Source organism: Caballeronia sp. DA-9 (assembly GCF_051615025.1).
Taxonomy (GTDB): Bacteria; Pseudomonadota; Gammaproteobacteria; order Burkholderiales; family Burkholderiaceae; genus Caballeronia; species Caballeronia sordidicola.
On the sequence record NZ_CP195131.1, the window covers coordinates 1,144,843 to 1,164,026 of the forward strand.

The following is a 19,184-nucleotide window of genomic DNA, read 5'->3' on the forward strand; positions in this document are numbered from 1 at the left end:
CAATCTCAAAATTAATTATTAGAGGGCGTAAATCTAAATTCTGGCGAGGAAAAGCACGTCGCTTGTTCAAACGGACGCTTGGGTTGGCGAGACGAACACTGGGAAATCGAAGGCACCGCTAAGCCGAAAAGCCGGTTGAACACAAGATGCTTCAGCGGACGCCAGGAGGTTTGCTCACTTTCAAGCGAGCTATGGCATGTACACAAAGGGACGGGAAGATGATTTCTTGAAAGCTCAGAGTGCGGCGAGAACGTGTGCTGTGCGCTGCACGCAGCAGTTCATCCAGACGCCAGTCAGCGGCAGCTTTAGCAAAACCAAGTTTGTTGACGAATACCGATGTATCTGCGCCCGTTGCCGCGATTTGCGGCGGACACTTTTACCCTTGGGACGGACCGGCACTTTACGCACCATCTGACAGGGCTGCATTAGTAACGGATCGTAATCGTTTCGAGCCGCGCCGTAACGCGGCACGACGATGCGTGGAATTAAACTTCGTTCTCCCATTATCAGCACTCGCCTATCGCCTTTCACTGCGGTTCGCAATGCACGCCAGTAGTTCTGCATGCATGGGGGCTCGAGGCAATTGGCAACGCCGATCCTGCACCGATAAACCCACCTTCCCTCCCGAGTGTAGAGAAAGCTGATGACGCATCAATTGAAAAGTGCTCCGCGCATCGCCGATGACAACGGACAGACATCCTTAGACCCCGGCAGTCAGGAAGCTGTCATGCAAGAGAAAGAACAGTCACATGGAATTTTTCTGCACACCGGATGGCGAAGCGCGGGAACCTGGGTATGGTCTCGCTTTCGGGCGTTGCAGACCGTGACAGCGTTCTATGAACCGCTTCATCCGATACTCGGCGATCTGAGAGAGGCTGACATCCCCGCCTTGGAGCCCACCTGGACCTCGGGTCATCCGACACTCACGGCGCCTTACTTCACCGAATATCGGCCGTTTATCCAGGATAATATGCATGGTGTGGCGGGATATCGGAAGAGTTTCGGCACGGATCGCTTTGGACCCTCGGCGGATGCGGGTTTTTCAGCATTGCATGCATATCTGAAAAACCTCCATGACCAGACGACGAGCGAGGGGAAAATCCCTGTCTTCAAGTTTTGTCGATCCCTCGGCCGGCTGCCCTGGTTCAAGAGCGCGTTTCCCCAGGTAATGCACGCGGTCGTCGTACGAAATCCCGCATCGCAGTTTGCGTCCGGATGGTTGCTTCATCAGCAATGGAACAACCCTTTTTTTGTGGCTGCTCCCTTCCGTGTATTAGGCCTTAATCAGGGCGAGCCTATCGTCAAGCAAGTCATTGAGGCATGTGGCGTTCGCTTGCCGCCTGTTCCCGTGACCTCCGTCGATGAGTATGCGGCGGCCTGCGAGCAGTATGTGCGTACGGTCGATGGCGACAACGCTTATCGGGCATTTATGGCGATGTGGATTCTGTGCGCGGTGAGCTCGCTCGATCAAGCGGATTTGCTGGTCGATCTCGATTGGCTGGGGCAGTCTCCCGCATACGCCTCGGCATTACGGGCACAAATTCGAGGCCAGGTCGCAATAACGCCGGACTTTAGCGGAGCGAGAGATCTTGTCGCGCAGACAAAGGGCAATGCCCGGCTCATGAAAGGAATCGATGGACGCTTGATCAAGTCCACCCACGCCGCAGCATTGAATTTTCTGGTGTCGCAGAAAGGTACGTCGGGACCGGGAGCCGGCATCACTGCGGTCGTAAAAGAGAAGCTTGCGCTTGCGCGAGAGTTATCGGAAGAGTGGCGATACTACTGATGCATTGGGTCATGCGTAACGGTATAGAGCAACGAGGTCAAGTGGACTTGCCAACCGATCATTCAACCCGCGTTCATCCTCACACTTCTTCTGTCGGCGCAGACGACCGCGCCAAGTTGCTTGGACAGAATCCCGGCATCGTTTGGTTCACCGGTTTGCCGGCGGCTGGAAAATCCACCCTCGCTAACGCTGTTGAAGTAACGCTCCATAACGCCGGCAAACATAGTTTTTTATTGGATGGCGATAACGTGCGTACCGGTCTGTGCCGAGATCTCGGATTCTCCGACGAGCATCGACATGAAAACGTCAGGCGGATAAGCGAAGTGAGTCGATTGATGGCTGACGCGGGACTGCTGGTGTTGGTCTGTGCCGTTTCACCCTTTGCGGCAGACCGGAAACTGGCGCGGATCATTGCCGGGCCTCATCGGTTTGTGGAAGTGCACGTGCATGTTCCCGCTGCGGTCGCTGAACGCCGCGATCCCAAAGGACTCTATAAGCTCGCAAGACAGGGGGCGATCAGAAATTTCACCGGTATCGACTCACCCTACGAGGAACCGCTGAACCCCGACGTCCGCATAGATACCACCCAATGCTCGATAGCTGATGCGACAGCTTTGATCACTGATCTACTAATTCATGATTGAAGAAGCGCTCTACCTGTTCGATCCCGACGAGTCACATCGACTGGGTCAGCCTGCGGCGGAGGAGCGTTCATCGCCCGCAGCGAACCCGGCGCGCATGGGTAATGCAGCCGTGCCGATCCGCAAGCACATGTGGGTGAAGTTCGAAGCCTTCCAGCAATTTCGCAGGGAACCGGATCGTGATAATCCTGCACCCTGCTTCGCGAATCCCTGCCAGTGCGACCGCAGTGGCGTTCGCCAAGTCCACGCTCGAGAGCGGCGCGTATCAGAACTTATGGCGCATACCGAGAATCACGAGTTCCTGGCTTGCTGTGCCATTGAACCCGTACGATCCGATCGACGCTTGCGCGTTCTGCGTCGTGCCGTCCGGATTCAACTGCGTGCCGCTCGCATGCTGGTAAGCCGCCACGGCATAGAAGTCCGTGCGCTTCGAGACCGAGTAGTCGGCGCCCAGGCTAGCCTGATGGTACTTGGCCGACGTATCGCCGCTCGCCTTCGTATACGTGTAGCCCGCACCCAGCAGCACGGCCGGCGTCACCTGATAGTTCAGGAACCCACTACCGATATTGAACTTCTCGGTGCTGGCGAAAGTTGACGCGCCATCGTTCTTGTATTGCGCGTTGCTGTAGGACGCGCCCACCGTGAACGGTCCGATGGCGTACTGGATCGCGCCGCGCGCGATGCCAAGCGATTTCGCCGTGGCGTAGCCCGTATTGATCGCGCCATCGAAAATCGCATCCGACGACGAGGTCGGATCCCAGCCGTCGCGGAAGGCCCCCGCGGTCGGATTGGGGTTGGTCGCGAGGAAGTAGCCGCCGGCGATACCGAGTGGGCCGTTGTTGTAGGTGACGGCACCGCTGTATGTGTAGCCTTGACCCGTGCGGCCAGCGAGACCGCTGAACGCATACAGGCCCTCGAACTGCAGGCCCGCGAAATTCGGCGAGACGTATTTGACCGCATTGGACACGCGCAGGCTGTTGTCGTAGTTGTCGACGTCGCCCGGCGTTGCGAAGGCGCTGCCGAAATAGTTGTCCTCGGTGATCGGCTGGACCATATCGACAAGCGGATCATATTGGCGGCCGATCGTGGCGGTACCCCAGGCATCTCCGGACAACCCGACGAATGCTTGTCGCCCGAACTCCTTACCGCCTTGTCCGAGTGTCCCGTTGGCGATATCGAAGCCGTTTTCCAAATCGAAAATAGCTTTCAGGCCAGCACCAAGATCCTCAGATCCCTTTAATCCCCAGCGATCGCCCGAGAGCGTGCCGTCGATAAATCCCCACCGCGCGCCCGCACTGGTTTTAACATAGCCGACACCCGCATCGATAGTGCCGTATAGGGTGACACTGGATTGGGCATGTACCGCACCCGCTAGTCCAAACAGGCTCAATGAAAGCGCACTCAAAGCTATCTTTTTCATTTCATTCTCCACGCGATAACAATCAGGAAACGAATCAGCGCAGAGCATACATCTCAAAAACACGCGTCATTAAAGTTGTTGCCATTAAGCAACTTAATTTTTAACACATAACATCTTGATGTTAAACGAAATTTGCCCACGAGCATATCAAATGCGCGTGGGCAATGTGAAAGGAGAGACCGTAAGTATGCTTACGGTCTCAAACTCGCATTGAAAATGTTTGGCAACAACTTTCGTGGAGTATGCGAGTGTTTTTTAATCTAGTACAGCTCTGACAGAAAGTCAAAAATCGACTCAAAAATTCCTGCTTTCTTTAAACTGACTTACATTATCTTTTCGAATATCCGGTAAAGCGGATAGCTTGGCACTTGAGTTAGGGAGATTACATCTGATTAATTTAAGGAGAGCGCTTTTTATTTATCCGATATGAGCAATTAATCATTTCATATTCCACAATATTGATCGATTCAGCGGCTGGGGAGATCTGGAGGCGGGAATCAACTAGACGGTGATACTGCTGACGAGCCGATTCCTGAAGAAGCGAGAAAATCCACGTCAACACGGTTGCGCGCCGTTTTCGCCAAGAGCCATGTCGGCCAACATGTCGGCAGCCAGCGATTCGAGCAATGCGCGCAAGGCGTCGATCGACATGTTTTCAGGCACCGCGAGCACTGCCTTGACCGCGAACTGATGCGGCCGGGCGGGTTCGAAGGCGAGCTCTGTGCTCAGTTCCTCGATGCTGATGTCGTGCGCCGACAAACTCGCCGAAAGGTCCTGCACGATGCCGGGACGGTCGGGCGCCGTCAGCGCCAGCGAGACGCGGCGGCGGCCGCTTTCGAGCGGAGGCAGGTCGCTGCGGGCGATCACGACGCGCAATCCCGCGCTCTCGAGATCGCGTAACGCAGTGGTAAGCGCATCGGCGTGACGCTGCGCCACTTCGAACTGCACCATGCCGGCGAACTGGCTGCCGATGCTCGCCATGCGGCTGCCGGTCCAGTTGGCGCCGAAAGCCCGCGCGCGCTCGGAAAGCAGATTGACGATGCCCGGGCGGTCCGCGCCGATCGCGGTGACAACGAGCGTTGCAAGCGGTCCGGGCGGCTCCTCGCTGATGTCGATGCGACGACGAATGATCGGCGCGCGCGTCGCGAACTGCTCATCCTGCGCGCTCGCCGGCAGCTCGCCACGTTCGCGAGCGTGATGGGCGACGCGCAGCAACAGCTTGAGTCCCATCGGGGCGAGCGCGCGTTCCCAGAGTTCCCGCGCGGTTTCGCCCTTCCTGACGAAGCACCAGTCCTGCGCCGCGATCGCGCCCGCGTCCCATCCGTGCGAGAGATGATAAATGGAGCCTCCCGCGATCGGGTCGCCTTCCAAAATGGTCCACTCGACCGCCGCAATGCCGCGGTGACGTGGCAGAAGCGAAGGGTGATAACCCACACCGCCCAGGCGCGAGCGAGCCAACGCCTCGTCGCTTACGCGCGCATGGGTGTGCGCGGCGATGATGAGACCCGTGTCTTCAGGAATGGCGTTACCTTCAATGAACTTCGGATTTTCGTGGATGACGCTCGGCAAGCCGGCCGCACGGGCGGCGACGGCAAGGCGGTCATCAGCCGCGGGCGCGACCACGCCGGCGATCTTGATTCCTTCGGCCAGAAACGCTTCCAGCACCGAGGCGCCGAAAAACCGCGATCCCACGATTGTGCATTTCATCAAGCTGTCTCCCATGCAACAGGGTTGATTGTGCGCGGGCAGCCGGCCAGGGCTGGCACCGCATTATTTAATCGAGCCCACATTGTCATACGAACAGCCGTCCGAATCCACACGGAGCGGATTGCTCGCCTTCAGGGTTTGAGGACGACATTGATACACCCGTCCTCCTTGTCGCGAAACGTCTTGTACATTGCAGGACCGTCTTCCACGAGCGGCTAATCAGGTTTCCGAAGCCACCCTGCGTTCCAAGTATTTGATCACAGCCTGCGTGGCGCGGTCGACGGCGACGTCGGCGCGGCGTAGATGCAACTCGGCACGCGTTTGGTTTGAAGGCGCCCGGATGTTGCCTATATTTCTACGCTATCGCAGCGGCATGGCTCGTAATCTCCTGCGCTCATTACATCCGCTTTCTGACTAGTACGGCCTAAATATGTGGTGCACCCTCTTTGGTGCAATATCTCATTTCCGTGATCCAAAGCGGTGCCCTGAATGCACGACGAAGGGATGTCCACGGCGTAAATGAAGCAATTGCTACTCGAATCGGCGTTGCTGGCTGCAGAGCGCAAATAAAAAATCTTGGCATAACTATTGCATACGACTTTCTCCCAAATGCGTGGTACACCACATTTATGGAAACATGGTTTGCTGGGAGGGTTGAGTTCAGAGTCACCCTCATACCATCCCGCACCTGAGACGGGTGACCAGGGAAAGCCAACCAAATACGGGCGGCGTTGATAAACATTCTTGCCACGCAAGCTTCATCGATTCAAGTTGAGCAAACGATCCGTTAAACGAGGAAGTCTGATGAACAACAGGATGATGAGCCTAGCGCTCTTTCTTTTCCCGGGGCAGCATCTCGGCGCCTGGCGCCTGCCCGATGCGATTCCCGAAGTCGATCTTGGTATTGAACATTATGTTCGGGCAGCAAAGCTCGCTGAGGCGGCCAAACTTGATGCCATTTTCTTTGAAGATCAGGCGGCCATCCCGCGCAGCAACAACATCATGAACGGCGATACCTACGGGGCCGCCAATCCACGAGCAATGCATTTTGATCCAATGATGCTGCTGCCAGCGCTCGCCATGGCCACAACCCATCTTGGACTTGCGGCGACTTCAACCGCAAGCTTCAACGAGCCGTATAACCTCGCTCGCCGGTTTGCGTCCATTGACTTCATCAGCAACGGCCGGGCCGGCTGGAACCTCGTCACGTCTTTTAATGAGAGTGAGGCTCAAAACTTCGGTCTGGACGCCCATCTCGAGCATTCACTTCGCTATGAAAGGGCCAGCGAGTTCATCGATGTAGTCAACGGATTGTGGGACAGCTGGGACGAAGGCGCCGTCATCCGCGACAAAAACAGCGGCGTGTACTTCGACGTGGAGAAAATGCATTTCCTGAAGCACGAAGGGAAATTCTTCAAGGTGCGTGGCCCCCTCACGATGGGACGAAGTCCACAAGGCCGCCCGGTCGTATTCCAGGCCGGCTCGTCCGAACCAGGACGAGAGCTTGCGGCGCGTACGGCTGACGTGGTTTTCACTCTGCAAACGGACATGACGACGAGTCGAGCCTTCCGCGAAGACATCCGACAGCGGGCGATGAGGTTCGGCCGTGACCCCGACAAGATCAAGATCCTGCCGGGTATCACGCCCATTGTCGGGAAGACAGATCAGGATGCCGAAGATTTTCGTATTCGGATGCGGGACCTTATTCCTGAGGAACTGGCCATCACGCACTTGGCGCCGCATTCCGGCGGTCTTAACTTCAGGGACTATGACCTCAATGGCCCAATGCCCGACCTGCCGGAGACCAACGCAGGCAAGTCTCATCGGGACGCAATCGTCAACCTGGCTCGGGGAGAAAATCTCTCAATTCTGCAAACCGCTCGACGTTTTGCGGAAGGTAGCTACATGAAGTTGGTCGGCGCGCCAACGACTATCGCCGACACCATGCAGGAATGGCTCGAAAATGACGCCTGCGATGGCTTTCTTGCGGTTCCCACGCATTTTCCGCAAGGCACTGAAGACTTCGTTTCGCAGGTTGTGCCGGAGTTGCAGCGTCGCGGCGTATTTCGCAAGGAATATACCGGAAAACATCTGCGCGACCATCTCGGCGTTGAAAAGCATACCTAAGTTCATTTGGTCTCTTTGCGAGATTCCGGTATTCGGCACCGATGCGAATGCGTGATGTGGGAGATGCACGGCGTCTAGCCTCGCCGTCTCCTCCACGTCGATCTTACGTCGGGTTCCCGTGGATGCTTTGGAGCCCGGCCGACGATCACCGCATCCCACATCTTCGGTTCCCACATGATCAGTTGCCTATTACGCAGGTGACGGAACGTTGAGAGGAACGCGCCGAAGTTTCCCGGCTGCGTTTGTTGCGGCAGTTTTAGCATTGCGTCATAAATCTGTTTCACATCAAGCACTGTTTGCCGCTGATTATTCGACAGTCCCCACAACGACCACGCCTCGAAGCCTTCGCCAGGGTCGTCACCCGGCGCGCGATTGGGGCCGCCTGGACCTTCCACGACATTCCATTTCTGCCACGCGATCATCTGATGCAGTTCATCGCGCTGCATCAACTGACCAGCTTGAATCTCGGCAACCACAGTTTCGCTGTTGTCCGAGCCAATCAGGTAAAGGAACGCCTTTAGCGAGCTCCAGTCCGCGTTCTCGACCATCCAGTTCCATGTTGCGCGCAACTGATTCCATGGGATCGTATGGTGCCAGGTCCATGTGATGTTCGGTGTGGTCGAATGTTTCCAGCGTACCGGCGGATCGGGCCGGTCGGTCCCGCATTGTCCGTTTTGTTCCAAAGGCATCGGTGTCCTCCGTAGTGGGCTCTATCAGACGCGGCTGCGTCCGTCTGCTCCGTGCAGCGACGGATCGTTGAACGAAGTCGCTGGGCGTCGGATATACCTACAGAACAGGGAAGCGGTGCCGGTTATTCCATCGGGTGCACGCGTTCGTGCTGGAAATGAAAATCACCGGCGCAATAAACGTGTAGTCGGCAACGACCAATAGACCCATGTCGGACAATGTCCGCTTTCGAGAAAATCGAACGGCGGCTCAGGGGTGGTTTCTGAAATCCGATTTTCTGACGGACCATAGCTGGCGTCCGCCATGTTTTCTTCCATGGCGGCTTTGAAAAACGGAACGAGCCACCCGCGGGGTAGCTCGTTGATTTGCCTGGACGCGTCAGTAGCGGCGCGATCGCAGGCAGTTGACGGCTCTATGATTCTTTGACGAACGCGAGCAGATCGGCATTGATCGCGTCGGCGTTGGTCGTCGGCATGCCGTGAGGAAAACCTGGGTAGGTCTTCAGCGTACCATTCCTCGCCAGCTTCGCCGAGAGCGGTCCCGAATCCGCATAGGGAACAATCTGATCGTCGTCACCGTGCATGACCAGAACGGGAATGGTGGTGCTTTTCAGGTCTTCGGTGAAATCCGTCTGCGAGAAGGCGACGATGCCGTCATAGTGAGCCTTTGCACTACCCATCATGCCCTGCCGCCACCAGTTCCTGATGATGCCATCAGAGGGCTTAGCGTCAGGCCGGTTGTAACCGTAGAACGGGCCCGCGGGAACGTCGTAGTAAAACTGCGCCCGGTTTGCCGCGAGCTGCGCCTGAAGATCGTCGAAGACCTGCTTGGGCAAGCCGCCCGGGTTACTCTCGGTCTTGACCATGATGGGCGGCACCGCGCTGATGAGTACCGCCTTTGAAACGCGATCTTCACCGTGGCGGGCGACATAGTGGATGACCTCGCCACCGCCCGTGGAATGGCCCACGTGTATCGCCTTCTGCACGCCGAGATGGTTCACGACCGCCGCAACGTCATCGGCGTAATGATCCATGTCATGGCCGTCCCAGACCTGACTCGACCTCCCATGTCCGCGCCGGTCGTGTGCGATGACCCGGAAACCCTTGGCCAGAAAGAAGAGCATCTGGGCATCCCAATCATCTGCACTGAGCGGCCATCCATGATGAAAGAAAATGACCTGTGCGTCACGCGGGCCCCAGTCTTTATAGAAAATATCGACGCCATCGTTCGTTGTGACAAATCCCATTTTCGCTTCTCCGGTGATGTGTTCGCAATCAATCGGTGTCGTGCGCCTGGTCGCTGCGGTCAGGCTCACGTACTGCTCCTTCTGTCTGATAGATGGTCGGCGACGATGATTAAAGGGATTCCATCCTGGGTGCCTGCATTTAGCACGGCGTCCCGGCACCCGAACTATCCGCCCATGGAGAGCCTTCACTGTCCTCGTCCAATTCGCCTTAACGGTACGCAGCGGCGGGCATCCATAGTCCGTTGACGCCCTGCTTGACCGTCTTTTAACTGTAGGATCAAAGTGGACTTTAAGGTCAATACTTTTTAAAAGTGCCACATGAAAATCGGTGGACCGCTGCCGCTGCCCACCTGGTTTTCAGCTTGGCTTCAGTTGTCCAGCGACGCACACTCCGTCCGGACGCTCATCGACGGATGTCCTTTCCGCTCTGTCTTGTCCTATGACGGTGACCACGCTTCTGCGTGCTTGCTCACGGGAAATGCCAACCATGTATGTTGAAACGACCAAGGTTTCATCAGAGGAGTTTTTAGTCTGTTGAGCAGAACTTGATCAAGCGGTGGAATGCAGGACCGGTTGCATCTAATGCAAAGGTTAACGTACAAAACACGTCAACGCCGATAGTAGATCGCGACATAGCCGGGGTTGCCGTTGGTTGCACCGCTCGAGGGAATGCCCTGCTCCACAAGAAGCGTTTGCTTGGCAGTGTTTTGATAAATCTTCAACCGGATATCTTGCGGATTGCCGGCCTGGCTCGTATCCAGATATCCAGCGTCCGAAAGCATCGAAGCGGCTTGCGAAGCGGTGAAATCTTGATTCACGATGTTCACGGTAGTCGATGGATTGCCGTTGAAGACGTTGTCGGTGAAGCTCCCGTCCGCAGCAACGACCAGGGTGGATGACGGCGACGGGCTCCCTTCCGCTTTGGCGCCACAGTTTTCCCAGCCATCGAATGTCGCGGCATTGGCGCCAAGCGAGATCCATGTCGCAGAAGGTGTTGTCGATACCGTCCATGATCCATCAAGAAGCACCGCCACACTCTTGATGTTCACACCCACATTGACGCCTGCCACGGTACCAATGCTGTTCGCCGGTGCCGAAACACATGCGATCCCCGCACCAGCCAAGCCGCTCTGGAAGTGACTGGATACCAGTGGCGTGCTGCCTGCTGCAAGCAGGGGCGCCGCGACAGGACTCACGATCATCGCGTTCGTAGTCGATTTCGCCGCAATATACGACAACGACAGCGGCGCAACACTGCCAAGCGTCAGGCTGTTTCCATAAACGGCCACATCGGAAGAAGTGGGAGCGGGAGTGGTCGAAGCGGCGTTATTGGAGTCTCCTCCCCCGCCGCACCCGGCGAGCGGCATCATCATAGCGATTGCGAGCCATCTGGCGGCTGCGAGTCTTTTTGTTGGAGATGTCGCATTCATGATGAAGAGGCATCCTCATGATCGAGCGATCGTGACACTTGACCATGTCACGATCTTGCGTCCCGCTGCGGGTTCAGGGCTGCGGCAATAACGTGGGTGAGACACTCGCCGCGTTTGCAATGAAGACATTGTCCGCGTCCGCCTGCAACAAATAGCCCTTGCTTACCAGCGCGTTGGCTGCCGCCGCCACGGCCGCCTGGTACTTCGACCGGCTTGCGCCATAAAGCGTTGTCAGCGTCGCGCGCGAATCCATCCCACCCGCTTGTGCTGCGGCGTTCGCAGCAAACGGAATCGCCGCTCCGTTGGAGATGCAGCCATCGCCTATGGCGTGACCCGCTCCGCGATAATTCCATCCCGTGTAAGTTGCAAGCGGCACGCTGACGTCGGGTACCAGGACGCCCGTTGTCTCGTTGCCGTTTGCATCGACTTTGGGCACGAGTATGGTGTACTGCTGCGCGGTGTTGACCACAGGTACGGCATTGCTGTAATCGGTCACGAAGAGCTGGTTATATTCGCCATTGAACGTCAGTTGCAGTGCAACCGGGGTGGCCGCCGTCCCGCTCGGCACGCTGACATTCGCAAGATTCGGGAAGCCGGTCGCCGTTTGCGTGGGCGCCACGAGCGTACCCGACGCCACCGTTGGATATTGCGACGCCGGTGGCTCCGTCCCGTTGGCGACCCAGTTCACAAGAGCTGGAATCAGAGCTCGCTCAACCGGCGTTTCCTCCACGGGCGAGCCCGGCAACTGACACTGGCTCCCTGCCGCGGGAATGACGAGATTGCCGGTTGTGACGCCGTTACCGCCGCCATGCTGTGTACCAGGCACGAGGTAATAACGAACGTTAGGAGGCAACTGCACGTCGTTGCCGCGTCCGTCAGTGACCACGAGCGAAGCAGCGCCGCCCCACCATTCGAAGGCGCCATCGAGTTGCATGATCTTCGGACAGGTGTTGGTTTGCGTGCATTGTTTCAGCAGACCGTCTGTCATGCCGCTGACGGGGTCGGTGAGCGTGGCGTAAGTGAATGGAAACTGGAAGCCCGGCATGAAATGGTCCTCGTGCTGCTTGGACCAGCGGCCAGGCTGCGCAAACGCGGCGTTGGTCCAGGTACGCCGGGCAGCGGAGATGATCGGGAACATACCGTCAAAAACAATCTTGCCGTTCTTGTCGACGTTGAATCCCTGATACAAAAAGTCCTTCATGAAGCGCCCGGACTGCGAAATGCCTTCGCCGATGGCAACATCGAAATTGGTATTTTGCGAGCATGAGGCCGTGGCGCAGGGAGCTGTCTTCAGGTCATTGAGGGGGTTCGCCATGCCTTGGGCGTCGGTCGAGTCGTATCGGAGGAACGAGACCAGGTCGCGCAGTGCCGCAAAACCGATGCCGTCCACAGTGGGCGCCGCCGCCTTATAGACGAAACTATAGATAGTGCCGGCGTCCGGTGGAACACTCGTGCCGTTGGGGCCGGGAACGCTGGTCGGCGGAGTGAACGTCACCGAGTAATTTCCTTCATATACGTTGTTCGGTGTACTGATATAACTCCATGCCGGAACGGAGACTGAGGGCGCCGTGTAGGTTTGCACTCCGCCCGGAATGCTGCCGTACGCCGTCAGCCACGACTGCCGCGCCGTGAAAGTGACCGACGTCTTGTCATTGAGATCGGCGGGCGGGTAAGTGAGTGGAATGGTCGTGGCGGGACCGCCGGCGTAGTCCGGAATAAACTCTTCGCGGCTCAACGCGGTCATTGGCGTGCCGTCCTTGTTGGTCGCGACCGGAAAGCTCGTGCCAAGCAGCCCAGCGCCGGCAAGCGAGCTATTGCCCGTGAGCGGAACATCGCCCTGCCATCCGCTCCACAAGACTGTATAGCCGTTGCGCAGAAGTGAGGGGAAGCTGGATGCTGGCGCAGCGCCCGTATCCAGCGCTCCGCCGCCTATGAATGACGCGTCGCCTATCTTGCTGCCACGATTCACGACATCGTAGAACAACACGCGCTTTGCAGTTGACGCACTTTGTGGCCGCAGGAGCACGACATCGGTTTCATAGGCCACATAGCCGTCTGCCCCGACCGGTGCGTTTTTGATGTTGACTATGCCCGCATTGAGCGGGTTGTTCGGATCAAGCTCGCCATGCACGACAGCAGTGATGACCTGATAGGGTCCCGCCGCGCCCGCGGGAGTTGCGCCACCGAACGCGGGCGCGGTCGAGATGATCTGGAAACTGTTGATGAAGCCAGCGCCCCTGTCGATGCTTTTCGAACCGTCGTCACTATGTCCGCAGCCGCCGATCAACAAGACGCCCGCACCCATACCCAGTAGTACACCTACTGATTTGACTATCATGGTCAGTGTCTCCGTCATGCAAGTATTGCTGGAAAGGGCCCCGCAACGGGATGCGCGCGCGAACGCAGGGCGCAGAAACAGGGGCAGTCAGCAACCCCGGGGGCGAGCGCGGGCCGTGCGCAGAAATGGACTACGATCCGAAGTCCATTTAAATACGCTGAAAAAGATTTGTAAGTTGTAGGTGAGGCTTTAAAATATTTACGGAGTGTTTGTGTATTTATAAGTCACGCCCCTGCATTCTCAACTATCGTTTACGCGTACCGCCTTGCCAACGCCGCAACCGTTAAGGTCGATCATGACGAACAAGCTCACTCGCGCGGACCAGTTAAGGGAATCCATTGAAGAGGACATTGCGACAGGCGCGCTGCCGCCCGGGGCGCCGCTCGATGAAGCTGAACTCACGGCGCGTTTTCAGGTGTCGCGGACCCCGGTGCGCGAGGCGCTGCTCCAGCTTGCGTCGGCGGGAATGGTGGAGATGCGGCCGCGGCACGGCGCGGTTGTGGCGAAGATCAGCCTGCACCGGCTGATCGAGATGTTCGAGGTAATGGCCGAACTCGAAGCAATGTGCGGCCGTCTTGCGGCGCGGCGCATGACTACAGCGCAGCTAGACGAACTCAAGTCAGCACACCTTGCGTGCGAGCAGGCGCGCGATTCGGATGACCCGGACAATTATTATCATTTGAACGAGCGTTTTCACTGCCTTATCTATCAGGGAAGTCACAACGGCTTCCTGCATGACCAGGCGAAAGCCCTGCACAAACTGCTCAGGCCGTACCGGCGCTTGCAGCTAAGAGTAAAAGGCCGCATGGGCGCTTCCTTCAGTGAACACCAGGCCGTGGTCGATGCCCTTGGAAAAGGTGACGGCGAAGCGGCGGCGGCCGCTTTGCGTGGACATATCGTGGTGCAGGGCGAAAGGTTCGGAGATCTTATCGCCGCGCTTTCGCAGGTCGACGCGGTGTGATTACAGCCTCCCGGCTCGCTGGCATGACCGCGACCGATCCCTTGCTGCGCGACGAATCGCACATCGGCGACTTGCATGGTACGGCTGCAACACAGGAGGCCACGACTGAGGACAATTGCTGTCGAAACAGCGGCAGCCGTTTCACGGCATCTACGAAGTCCGCCATTGGAAATGTCACGACGAGCCGAATCAACCGACTTTGCTACGCCGTACAAAGTCGGGATATTTGAAGTTAAACTACGAACGGCTTATGCAACGCATGGCCACTGCACGCGAACACCCTGCCTTGTCAATGCACTCAATGAAGCGTTCACAAAACCCGCGCCGCCGTTTCGTCATCAATACCACGCTGTCCGCCCTGCTTATCGGAGCCGGCGACCGTGCGCGCGCGGCTACACGAACGCCTCAAGCCGGATCGTTTTCCCACGAACTGGCCATGAGAGACGCTTTTATTGTCACGCCGCTGATTTTCGGCGCTAAAGGAGACGGCATATCCGATGACACCGCTGCGTTGAATGCGATGTATGCGCACGTCCGTGGCACTTCGCAGCGCACGGTGTTCTTGCGTGGACGTACTTATCTCGTCAAGGGAAGCATCTACGCTCGCGATGTCACGACCATCGGTGAAGGCGCGACTTTGACCAGTAGGGTCGACAGCGCAAAAGCAAGTTGCGCCTTCGAATGGGGCGGTTCCGATACGTTTGTCACGGAGTTAGTCTTCGATCTCTCCAACGTCGGCAAGGACGCGATGCAAGGCGTGCTCAACGCTGTCAACGACGCATCCAACCAGCGGTTTTTTCGAAACCGCGTCTTCTCCCGTACGACGGAGCCATCGAAGTTACAGTCGAACATCTTTGGCTCTTGGTTTCTCGGCACAGGACTCAACGGTCTCTACGTTCAAGACAATGTGTTCGAAAAATGCTCGTACGGGGTTCAAATTAACAATCAGGACGGCATGGAAAGGCGAGTCAGAGAAAAACCGCTAGGCAGACCATCCCGGCATCTGCACATCAGCGGCAACAGTTGCTTAGATGCGAGCATCGGCGTCAACACCCCTCATATCATGTGCTCCGACGTTGTTATTGAGGGAAATACGATCGCGCCTAGCAACCTGCAACTCGATCTCCCGCTCAATGTTGCGCACGTGACCGATCTCGTCATTCGCGGAAACACGGTCGCCTCGAACAGCGCGAGCGCGAACGGTACGCTTCATGTGGAAGATGCAAGCGGGGCGATCGCCATTACCGGAAACGTGGTGACCGCGCTTAGGGCGAACAATGGCATTCAATTCGGCGTGGATCCGAGCGTCAGTCACGACGCACGGCCAGTCACACGGGCGATCATTGCCGATAATCACGTGCAAGGATCCGTGACTCGCGGCGAAACCACTGGCATCCTGTTGCCAGACCCGGGCACCACCGACACAATCATCACCGGTAATTACGTGTCGGGATTTGCACAGGGCATCAACGCAGTGGCGGAAAGCTCGGTTTCAGGAAATACGATCACGAATTGCCCAACGCCGCTGCGCCTCACAAAGCGCAGCGCAACTGGCCAGAACATCGTCAAATAAACAGCGCGATCAGTTGTTAGCCACGAAAGAATCCGGCAAAGGCGAATCCACCGACATTTGTTTAGCTGTAACCACCGCGGGTCCGCTGGCTAAAATCTCGGGCATACCAGGCCTCATCAACCGAAGCGCTGCGCGCCCCTTCCGATTGACCACGCGTGGAACAAACACCATGCCGATCACGAGCATAACGGGCGCTCCCGCGATCGGCTGGGATACGAGCGCCGTGATCAACAACGGCGCACAAGTCGCGACTTTCTTCCAATTCAGACCTGGCCCTAGTCTCAATCCGGAGAGAAGCAAGACTTTGCACGCGAAACCAAACAGTCCGATCATGCCCAGTTCCGCGAGCAGGCAGATCCCGTCGTTCTTGCCAAGGCTTGAATAAAGGCCATTGCCAAATGGATTGCGTCGTACATCCTCCAGACCCCGTTCGATCGAACTCGAACGGTCGGATAGCGAGGCGCCGTGCGTGACTGCCTTGTCTTCCAGTCCGATATACGGGGTGTACATCGACACCGGATATACGAGCCCGAGAATGACCGCTGTGATCACTACACGCCATGACGCAACTCGTGAACCCGAGAATAAAAAGATGGTTCCAATGCTCATTGCAAGCAGAGCGATCCCCAAAGATGAAAACGCGCAGATAGTGCCGCCGGCCAGTCCAAACATGACAAGTTTGGATCGGCGCGTGAAAGCTTCATATGCAAGGCAAAAACATGCGACTGCCTGATAAATGCCCGCTTCGCGGAAGAACGCGCAGTAACGATCAAGCTTGACCGTTCCCGACACGTAATCGCCGTAAAGCATTGAAAAGGGAAAATAAATGGCGCCAGTCGATGTCTCTTGGTGCAAGGTAACCTCGGTATATCCCTTGACGTTTAACGAGAACAGAAACAACGCGTCTTTGCTACCGAGTATTGCTGATAATGCGACGGTGATGACGCTGGATAAGCCAAGCACGGAAATAACCGTGCATAAGGTCTTAAAGAACCTGCGATTGGCTTCTGCATCCATGAGAAACATGCCGTAGACAAGCGCGATCATGAGAGTGGTGACAAACTCTTTTAATACCCAGTCGAGCTGGGACATTTCAAAGACTATCGAAATCGGGCAAATGTAAAGCCAATACAGGCATAGCAGGCTGAGCAGCGACGCAATGTCCCATCGAATCACCGCATTTGAATAACGGGTTCGTTTAGTGTTGTGCCATATATGAAGGTACACAAGTGGAACGGCGAGCACCATGCCTAGAGACGTATATGTTTCACCGAGCGCCGTCGGGCGCATCAAAAATAAGTTAAGAACCAAGCCCAAGCTCACCACCCCGGTAACGTCCGGTTTTTGTACTGAATATCTCCGCATCCACATTTTTATTATCACCAATTCTAGTTTTGGCGGCTCAATAACGGCGGCCATAGGCACCGAGTAATTCGGTAGTGGTCGCAAGCGTGTGCCGTGCCACGCTGAGGCTACACGAAGCTCGTGGAAGAATTTTAATTAACTGCCAACAGGATCACCGTATGTTTGCGCACATTAGCGGCTGGGGCTTTATTTGTTACCTGCTTTGATCAAGTTTTGCTAGACGTGAAAGATGGAGACTTTCAGATTCGTGATCTGCGGGCCAAGACGGGGACGGATAAGACGGACAGCACGGGAACATTCGCCAGGCACAAAAGCAACTGGGCCACACATCCTTGACGATGACCCAGCACTACGTGCGGAACAGAAGAGGCGATAAAGTGAGGCCGACGAGATAACCAGCCACTATATTTTTGCTGAAATAATATCGACCAAAAATAACCGCAGCATTCTAAAAAAAGACCATGGCGGAAGGCAGCCGACTCCAACAGTTGCCCGCAAAGCACCGCCAGGTTTGACTCCCACTCTTCCCGAACACACCCTACCCATCATCCTACCCATACTGCAACAACAATGACGGCTAGGGACCAAAAAAACTGACGCGTGTGGCGCTTCCGATCTGGTCGGCGCGGCGACTGAGTCAGCCGCCCGGTGGTCGGCCTAAGAGGCGTTTATGTGGACGCCTCCCGGATTGCAAACTGGGTTTTGCACATAGGCTACAGGTCAAGGCAGCACGCTTATGTCCGGCCCGTTGATGCAGGCCGTTTAGCCTGCTGGCCCATATGGAATTCGCTGACGAGTGTCTCAGCTAACACTCGAACTCGAAGGTTCACGACTCTTACGTCCCGAACACTTTCTCTCATAGCGATTTGCTTCCTCTTTCAATTGTCTGGGTTCGACAATAGTAAGGCGCAAAACATGCCGGGACAACAACGCCGCGCCGTGCGAGTTTGTCCTTCTCACTCGAACAGGCAACGTGTCAAGCACGCCCGGCGTGTCGCCAAAACCATCAGGGCATTGCACGTCGCAAGCGATGGTCGACGGCGATTCCCAAGTTTAGACGAGCCTTCGCACAGCCGATCGAGGGATTTTGTGCCGCGCATTGATAACCCTGTGGTAACGCGGACGGCATGGCTGGCGCGTCTCACTGCGCTGGCGTCATTCCGTTGCGTCGTTTTACCTCGTCCGCTTCTGGCGAAACCAGAAAGGCCAGCCACATCTTCGAGAGTTGCGTGTCTACCGCTCCGGCAGTGAGCGCCGCGCTGAACACCGTGACGATATGCACCCCGGGCGGCAACGGTCCAAGCACTTCGATTCCTTGCAGATGAATCATCTCGCTTAGTTGCTGAAAGCCAAGTTCCGCGCGACCCTCGGCCACCAGCGCACCGACCGGCGTGCCCGGCGGCGCCAGGATCGTGCGTCCGGCGATCGCCTCCGCCATGCCCCAACGCTCGAATAGCGATTGCAGATGCGTACCGCTCGGACCGGTCGAATAGCCAATGCTGCTCGCCGCCTCGACCGCGTGCTTGAGCGCCGCCTCCGAGCCGATGTCAGGCCGGGGCGCGCCACGCCGCACAGCGACGGCTACCTCCGCGCACGCGACATCGAGACAGGTTGCCGCCCTCACCTTGCCTGCTTGTGCCAGCGCCTCGATTGCGTCGGCTGCCAGCACGGCGACGTCGAATGCATCACCCGCCTGCACCCGTTGCGCGGCGACTACCCCGCCCACCGACTCGATGTCCAGCCGGCAAGAGTGTTGGCGCTGGAATAATTCCGCAAGTTCGTTAAGCACGTGCCGGGTCGCCATCGACGAAATGACGTGAAGGGTCTTGGTCATGAAATCACTTGAGGGAACGGGAATCGGCCGGCACGCGCGTCACATGTGCACGCAAACGCACGAGTACGC

General features: G+C 57.0%; 14 protein-coding genes and 1 pseudogene. 5 read left to right on the forward strand and 10 right to left on the reverse strand.

Annotation, left to right across the window (positions count from 1 at the left end; translation table 11 throughout):
- Window positions 1-234: 234 nt before the first annotated feature.
- A complete protein-coding gene (locus tag ACRWA7_RS05070; RefSeq protein WP_438390332.1) occupies window positions 235-564 on the reverse strand; it encodes a hypothetical protein in 330 nt (109 codons plus the stop codon).
- A 79-nt stretch (window positions 565-643) separates the two neighbouring features.
- Here ACRWA7_RS05070 and ACRWA7_RS05075 point away from each other — a divergent pair, with 79 nt between their 5' ends.
- Window positions 644-1,786: a hypothetical protein gene (locus tag ACRWA7_RS05075; RefSeq protein ID WP_438390333.1), complete on the forward strand. Its 1,143-nt coding sequence runs from the start codon at window positions 644-646 to the stop codon at window positions 1,784-1,786.
- Window positions 1,787-1,827: 41 nt separating this feature from the next.
- Complete coding sequence (gene cysC, locus ACRWA7_RS05080; RefSeq protein ID WP_438390334.1) at window positions 1,828-2,430, forward strand: adenylyl-sulfate kinase; 603 nt, start codon at window positions 1,828-1,830, stop codon at window positions 2,428-2,430.
- 262 nt (window positions 2,431-2,692) lie between these two features.
- On the opposite strand, the gene ACRWA7_RS05085 is transcribed toward cysC, so the two are convergent.
- The 3 genes and pseudogenes from ACRWA7_RS05085 to ACRWA7_RS05095 all read right to left on the reverse strand — a co-directional run.
- The gene (locus ACRWA7_RS05085; RefSeq protein WP_438390335.1) at window positions 2,693-3,847 is read right to left on the reverse strand and encodes a porin; all 1,155 of its coding nucleotides are present in this window, start codon (window positions 3,845-3,847) and stop codon (window positions 2,693-2,695) included.
- 555 nt (window positions 3,848-4,402) lie between these two features.
- Window positions 4,403-5,554 carry an ACT domain-containing protein gene (locus ACRWA7_RS05090; protein ID WP_438390336.1) on the reverse strand — a complete coding sequence of 384 codons (1,152 nt, stop codon included), beginning with the start codon at window positions 5,552-5,554 and terminating at the stop codon, window positions 4,403-4,405.
- A gap of 131 nt (window positions 5,555-5,685) precedes the next feature.
- A pseudogene (locus tag ACRWA7_RS05095) lies at window positions 5,686-5,763 on the reverse strand (zinc-binding dehydrogenase); the annotation flags it as partial.
- A gap of 595 nt (window positions 5,764-6,358) precedes the next feature.
- Here ACRWA7_RS05095 and ACRWA7_RS05100 point away from each other — a divergent pair.
- Window positions 6,359-7,681 carry an LLM class flavin-dependent oxidoreductase gene (locus ACRWA7_RS05100; protein WP_438390337.1) on the forward strand — a complete coding sequence of 441 codons (1,323 nt, stop codon included), beginning with the start codon at window positions 6,359-6,361 and terminating at the stop codon, window positions 7,679-7,681.
- Between the two features lie 74 nt (window positions 7,682-7,755).
- Here ACRWA7_RS05100 and ACRWA7_RS05105 read toward each other — a convergent pair whose 3' ends face one another.
- The 4 genes from ACRWA7_RS05105 to ACRWA7_RS05120 form a co-directional block, all read right to left on the reverse strand.
- A complete protein-coding gene (locus tag ACRWA7_RS05105; protein ID WP_060819512.1) occupies window positions 7,756-8,370 on the reverse strand; it encodes a hypothetical protein in 615 nt (204 codons plus the stop codon).
- Between the two features lie 410 nt (window positions 8,371-8,780).
- Entirely contained in the window at window positions 8,781-9,614 is an 834-nt protein-coding gene (locus tag ACRWA7_RS05110; RefSeq protein WP_438391054.1) for an alpha/beta fold hydrolase, read from the reverse strand.
- A gap of 608 nt (window positions 9,615-10,222) precedes the next feature.
- The gene (locus ACRWA7_RS05115; protein WP_060819509.1) at window positions 10,223-11,044 is read right to left on the reverse strand and encodes a hypothetical protein; all 822 of its coding nucleotides are present in this window, start codon (window positions 11,042-11,044) and stop codon (window positions 10,223-10,225) included.
- Window positions 11,045-11,117: 73 nt separating this feature from the next.
- Window positions 11,118-13,382 (reverse strand): alpha/beta hydrolase domain-containing protein, encoded by a 2,265-nt coding sequence (locus ACRWA7_RS05120; RefSeq protein ID WP_438390338.1) that lies wholly within the window; start codon window positions 13,380-13,382, stop codon window positions 11,118-11,120.
- 295 nt (window positions 13,383-13,677) lie between these two features.
- On the opposite strand from ACRWA7_RS05120, the gene ACRWA7_RS05125 reads away from it, so the two are divergent.
- Window positions 13,678-14,343, forward strand: a complete 666-nt coding sequence (locus tag ACRWA7_RS05125; protein WP_438390339.1) for a GntR family transcriptional regulator — start codon at window positions 13,678-13,680, stop codon at window positions 14,341-14,343.
- Between the two features lie 115 nt (window positions 14,344-14,458).
- Window positions 14,459-15,916, forward strand: a complete 1,458-nt coding sequence (locus ACRWA7_RS05130) for a glycosyl hydrolase family 28-related protein (RefSeq protein WP_438390340.1) — start codon at window positions 14,459-14,461, stop codon at window positions 15,914-15,916.
- A 9-nt stretch (window positions 15,917-15,925) separates the two neighbouring features.
- Here the strand turns inward: ACRWA7_RS05130 and ACRWA7_RS05135 are convergent, their stop codons facing one another.
- Together ACRWA7_RS05135 and ACRWA7_RS05140 are read right to left on the reverse strand one after the other, a co-directional pair.
- Entirely contained in the window at window positions 15,926-17,335 is a 1,410-nt protein-coding gene (locus ACRWA7_RS05135) for a hypothetical protein (protein ID WP_438390341.1), read from the reverse strand.
- 1,087 nt (window positions 17,336-18,422) lie between these two features.
- Complete coding sequence (locus tag ACRWA7_RS05140; RefSeq protein ID WP_075643279.1) at window positions 18,423-19,115, reverse strand: substrate-binding domain-containing protein; 693 nt, start codon at window positions 19,113-19,115, stop codon at window positions 18,423-18,425.
- Window positions 19,116-19,184: the final 69 nt, after the last annotated feature.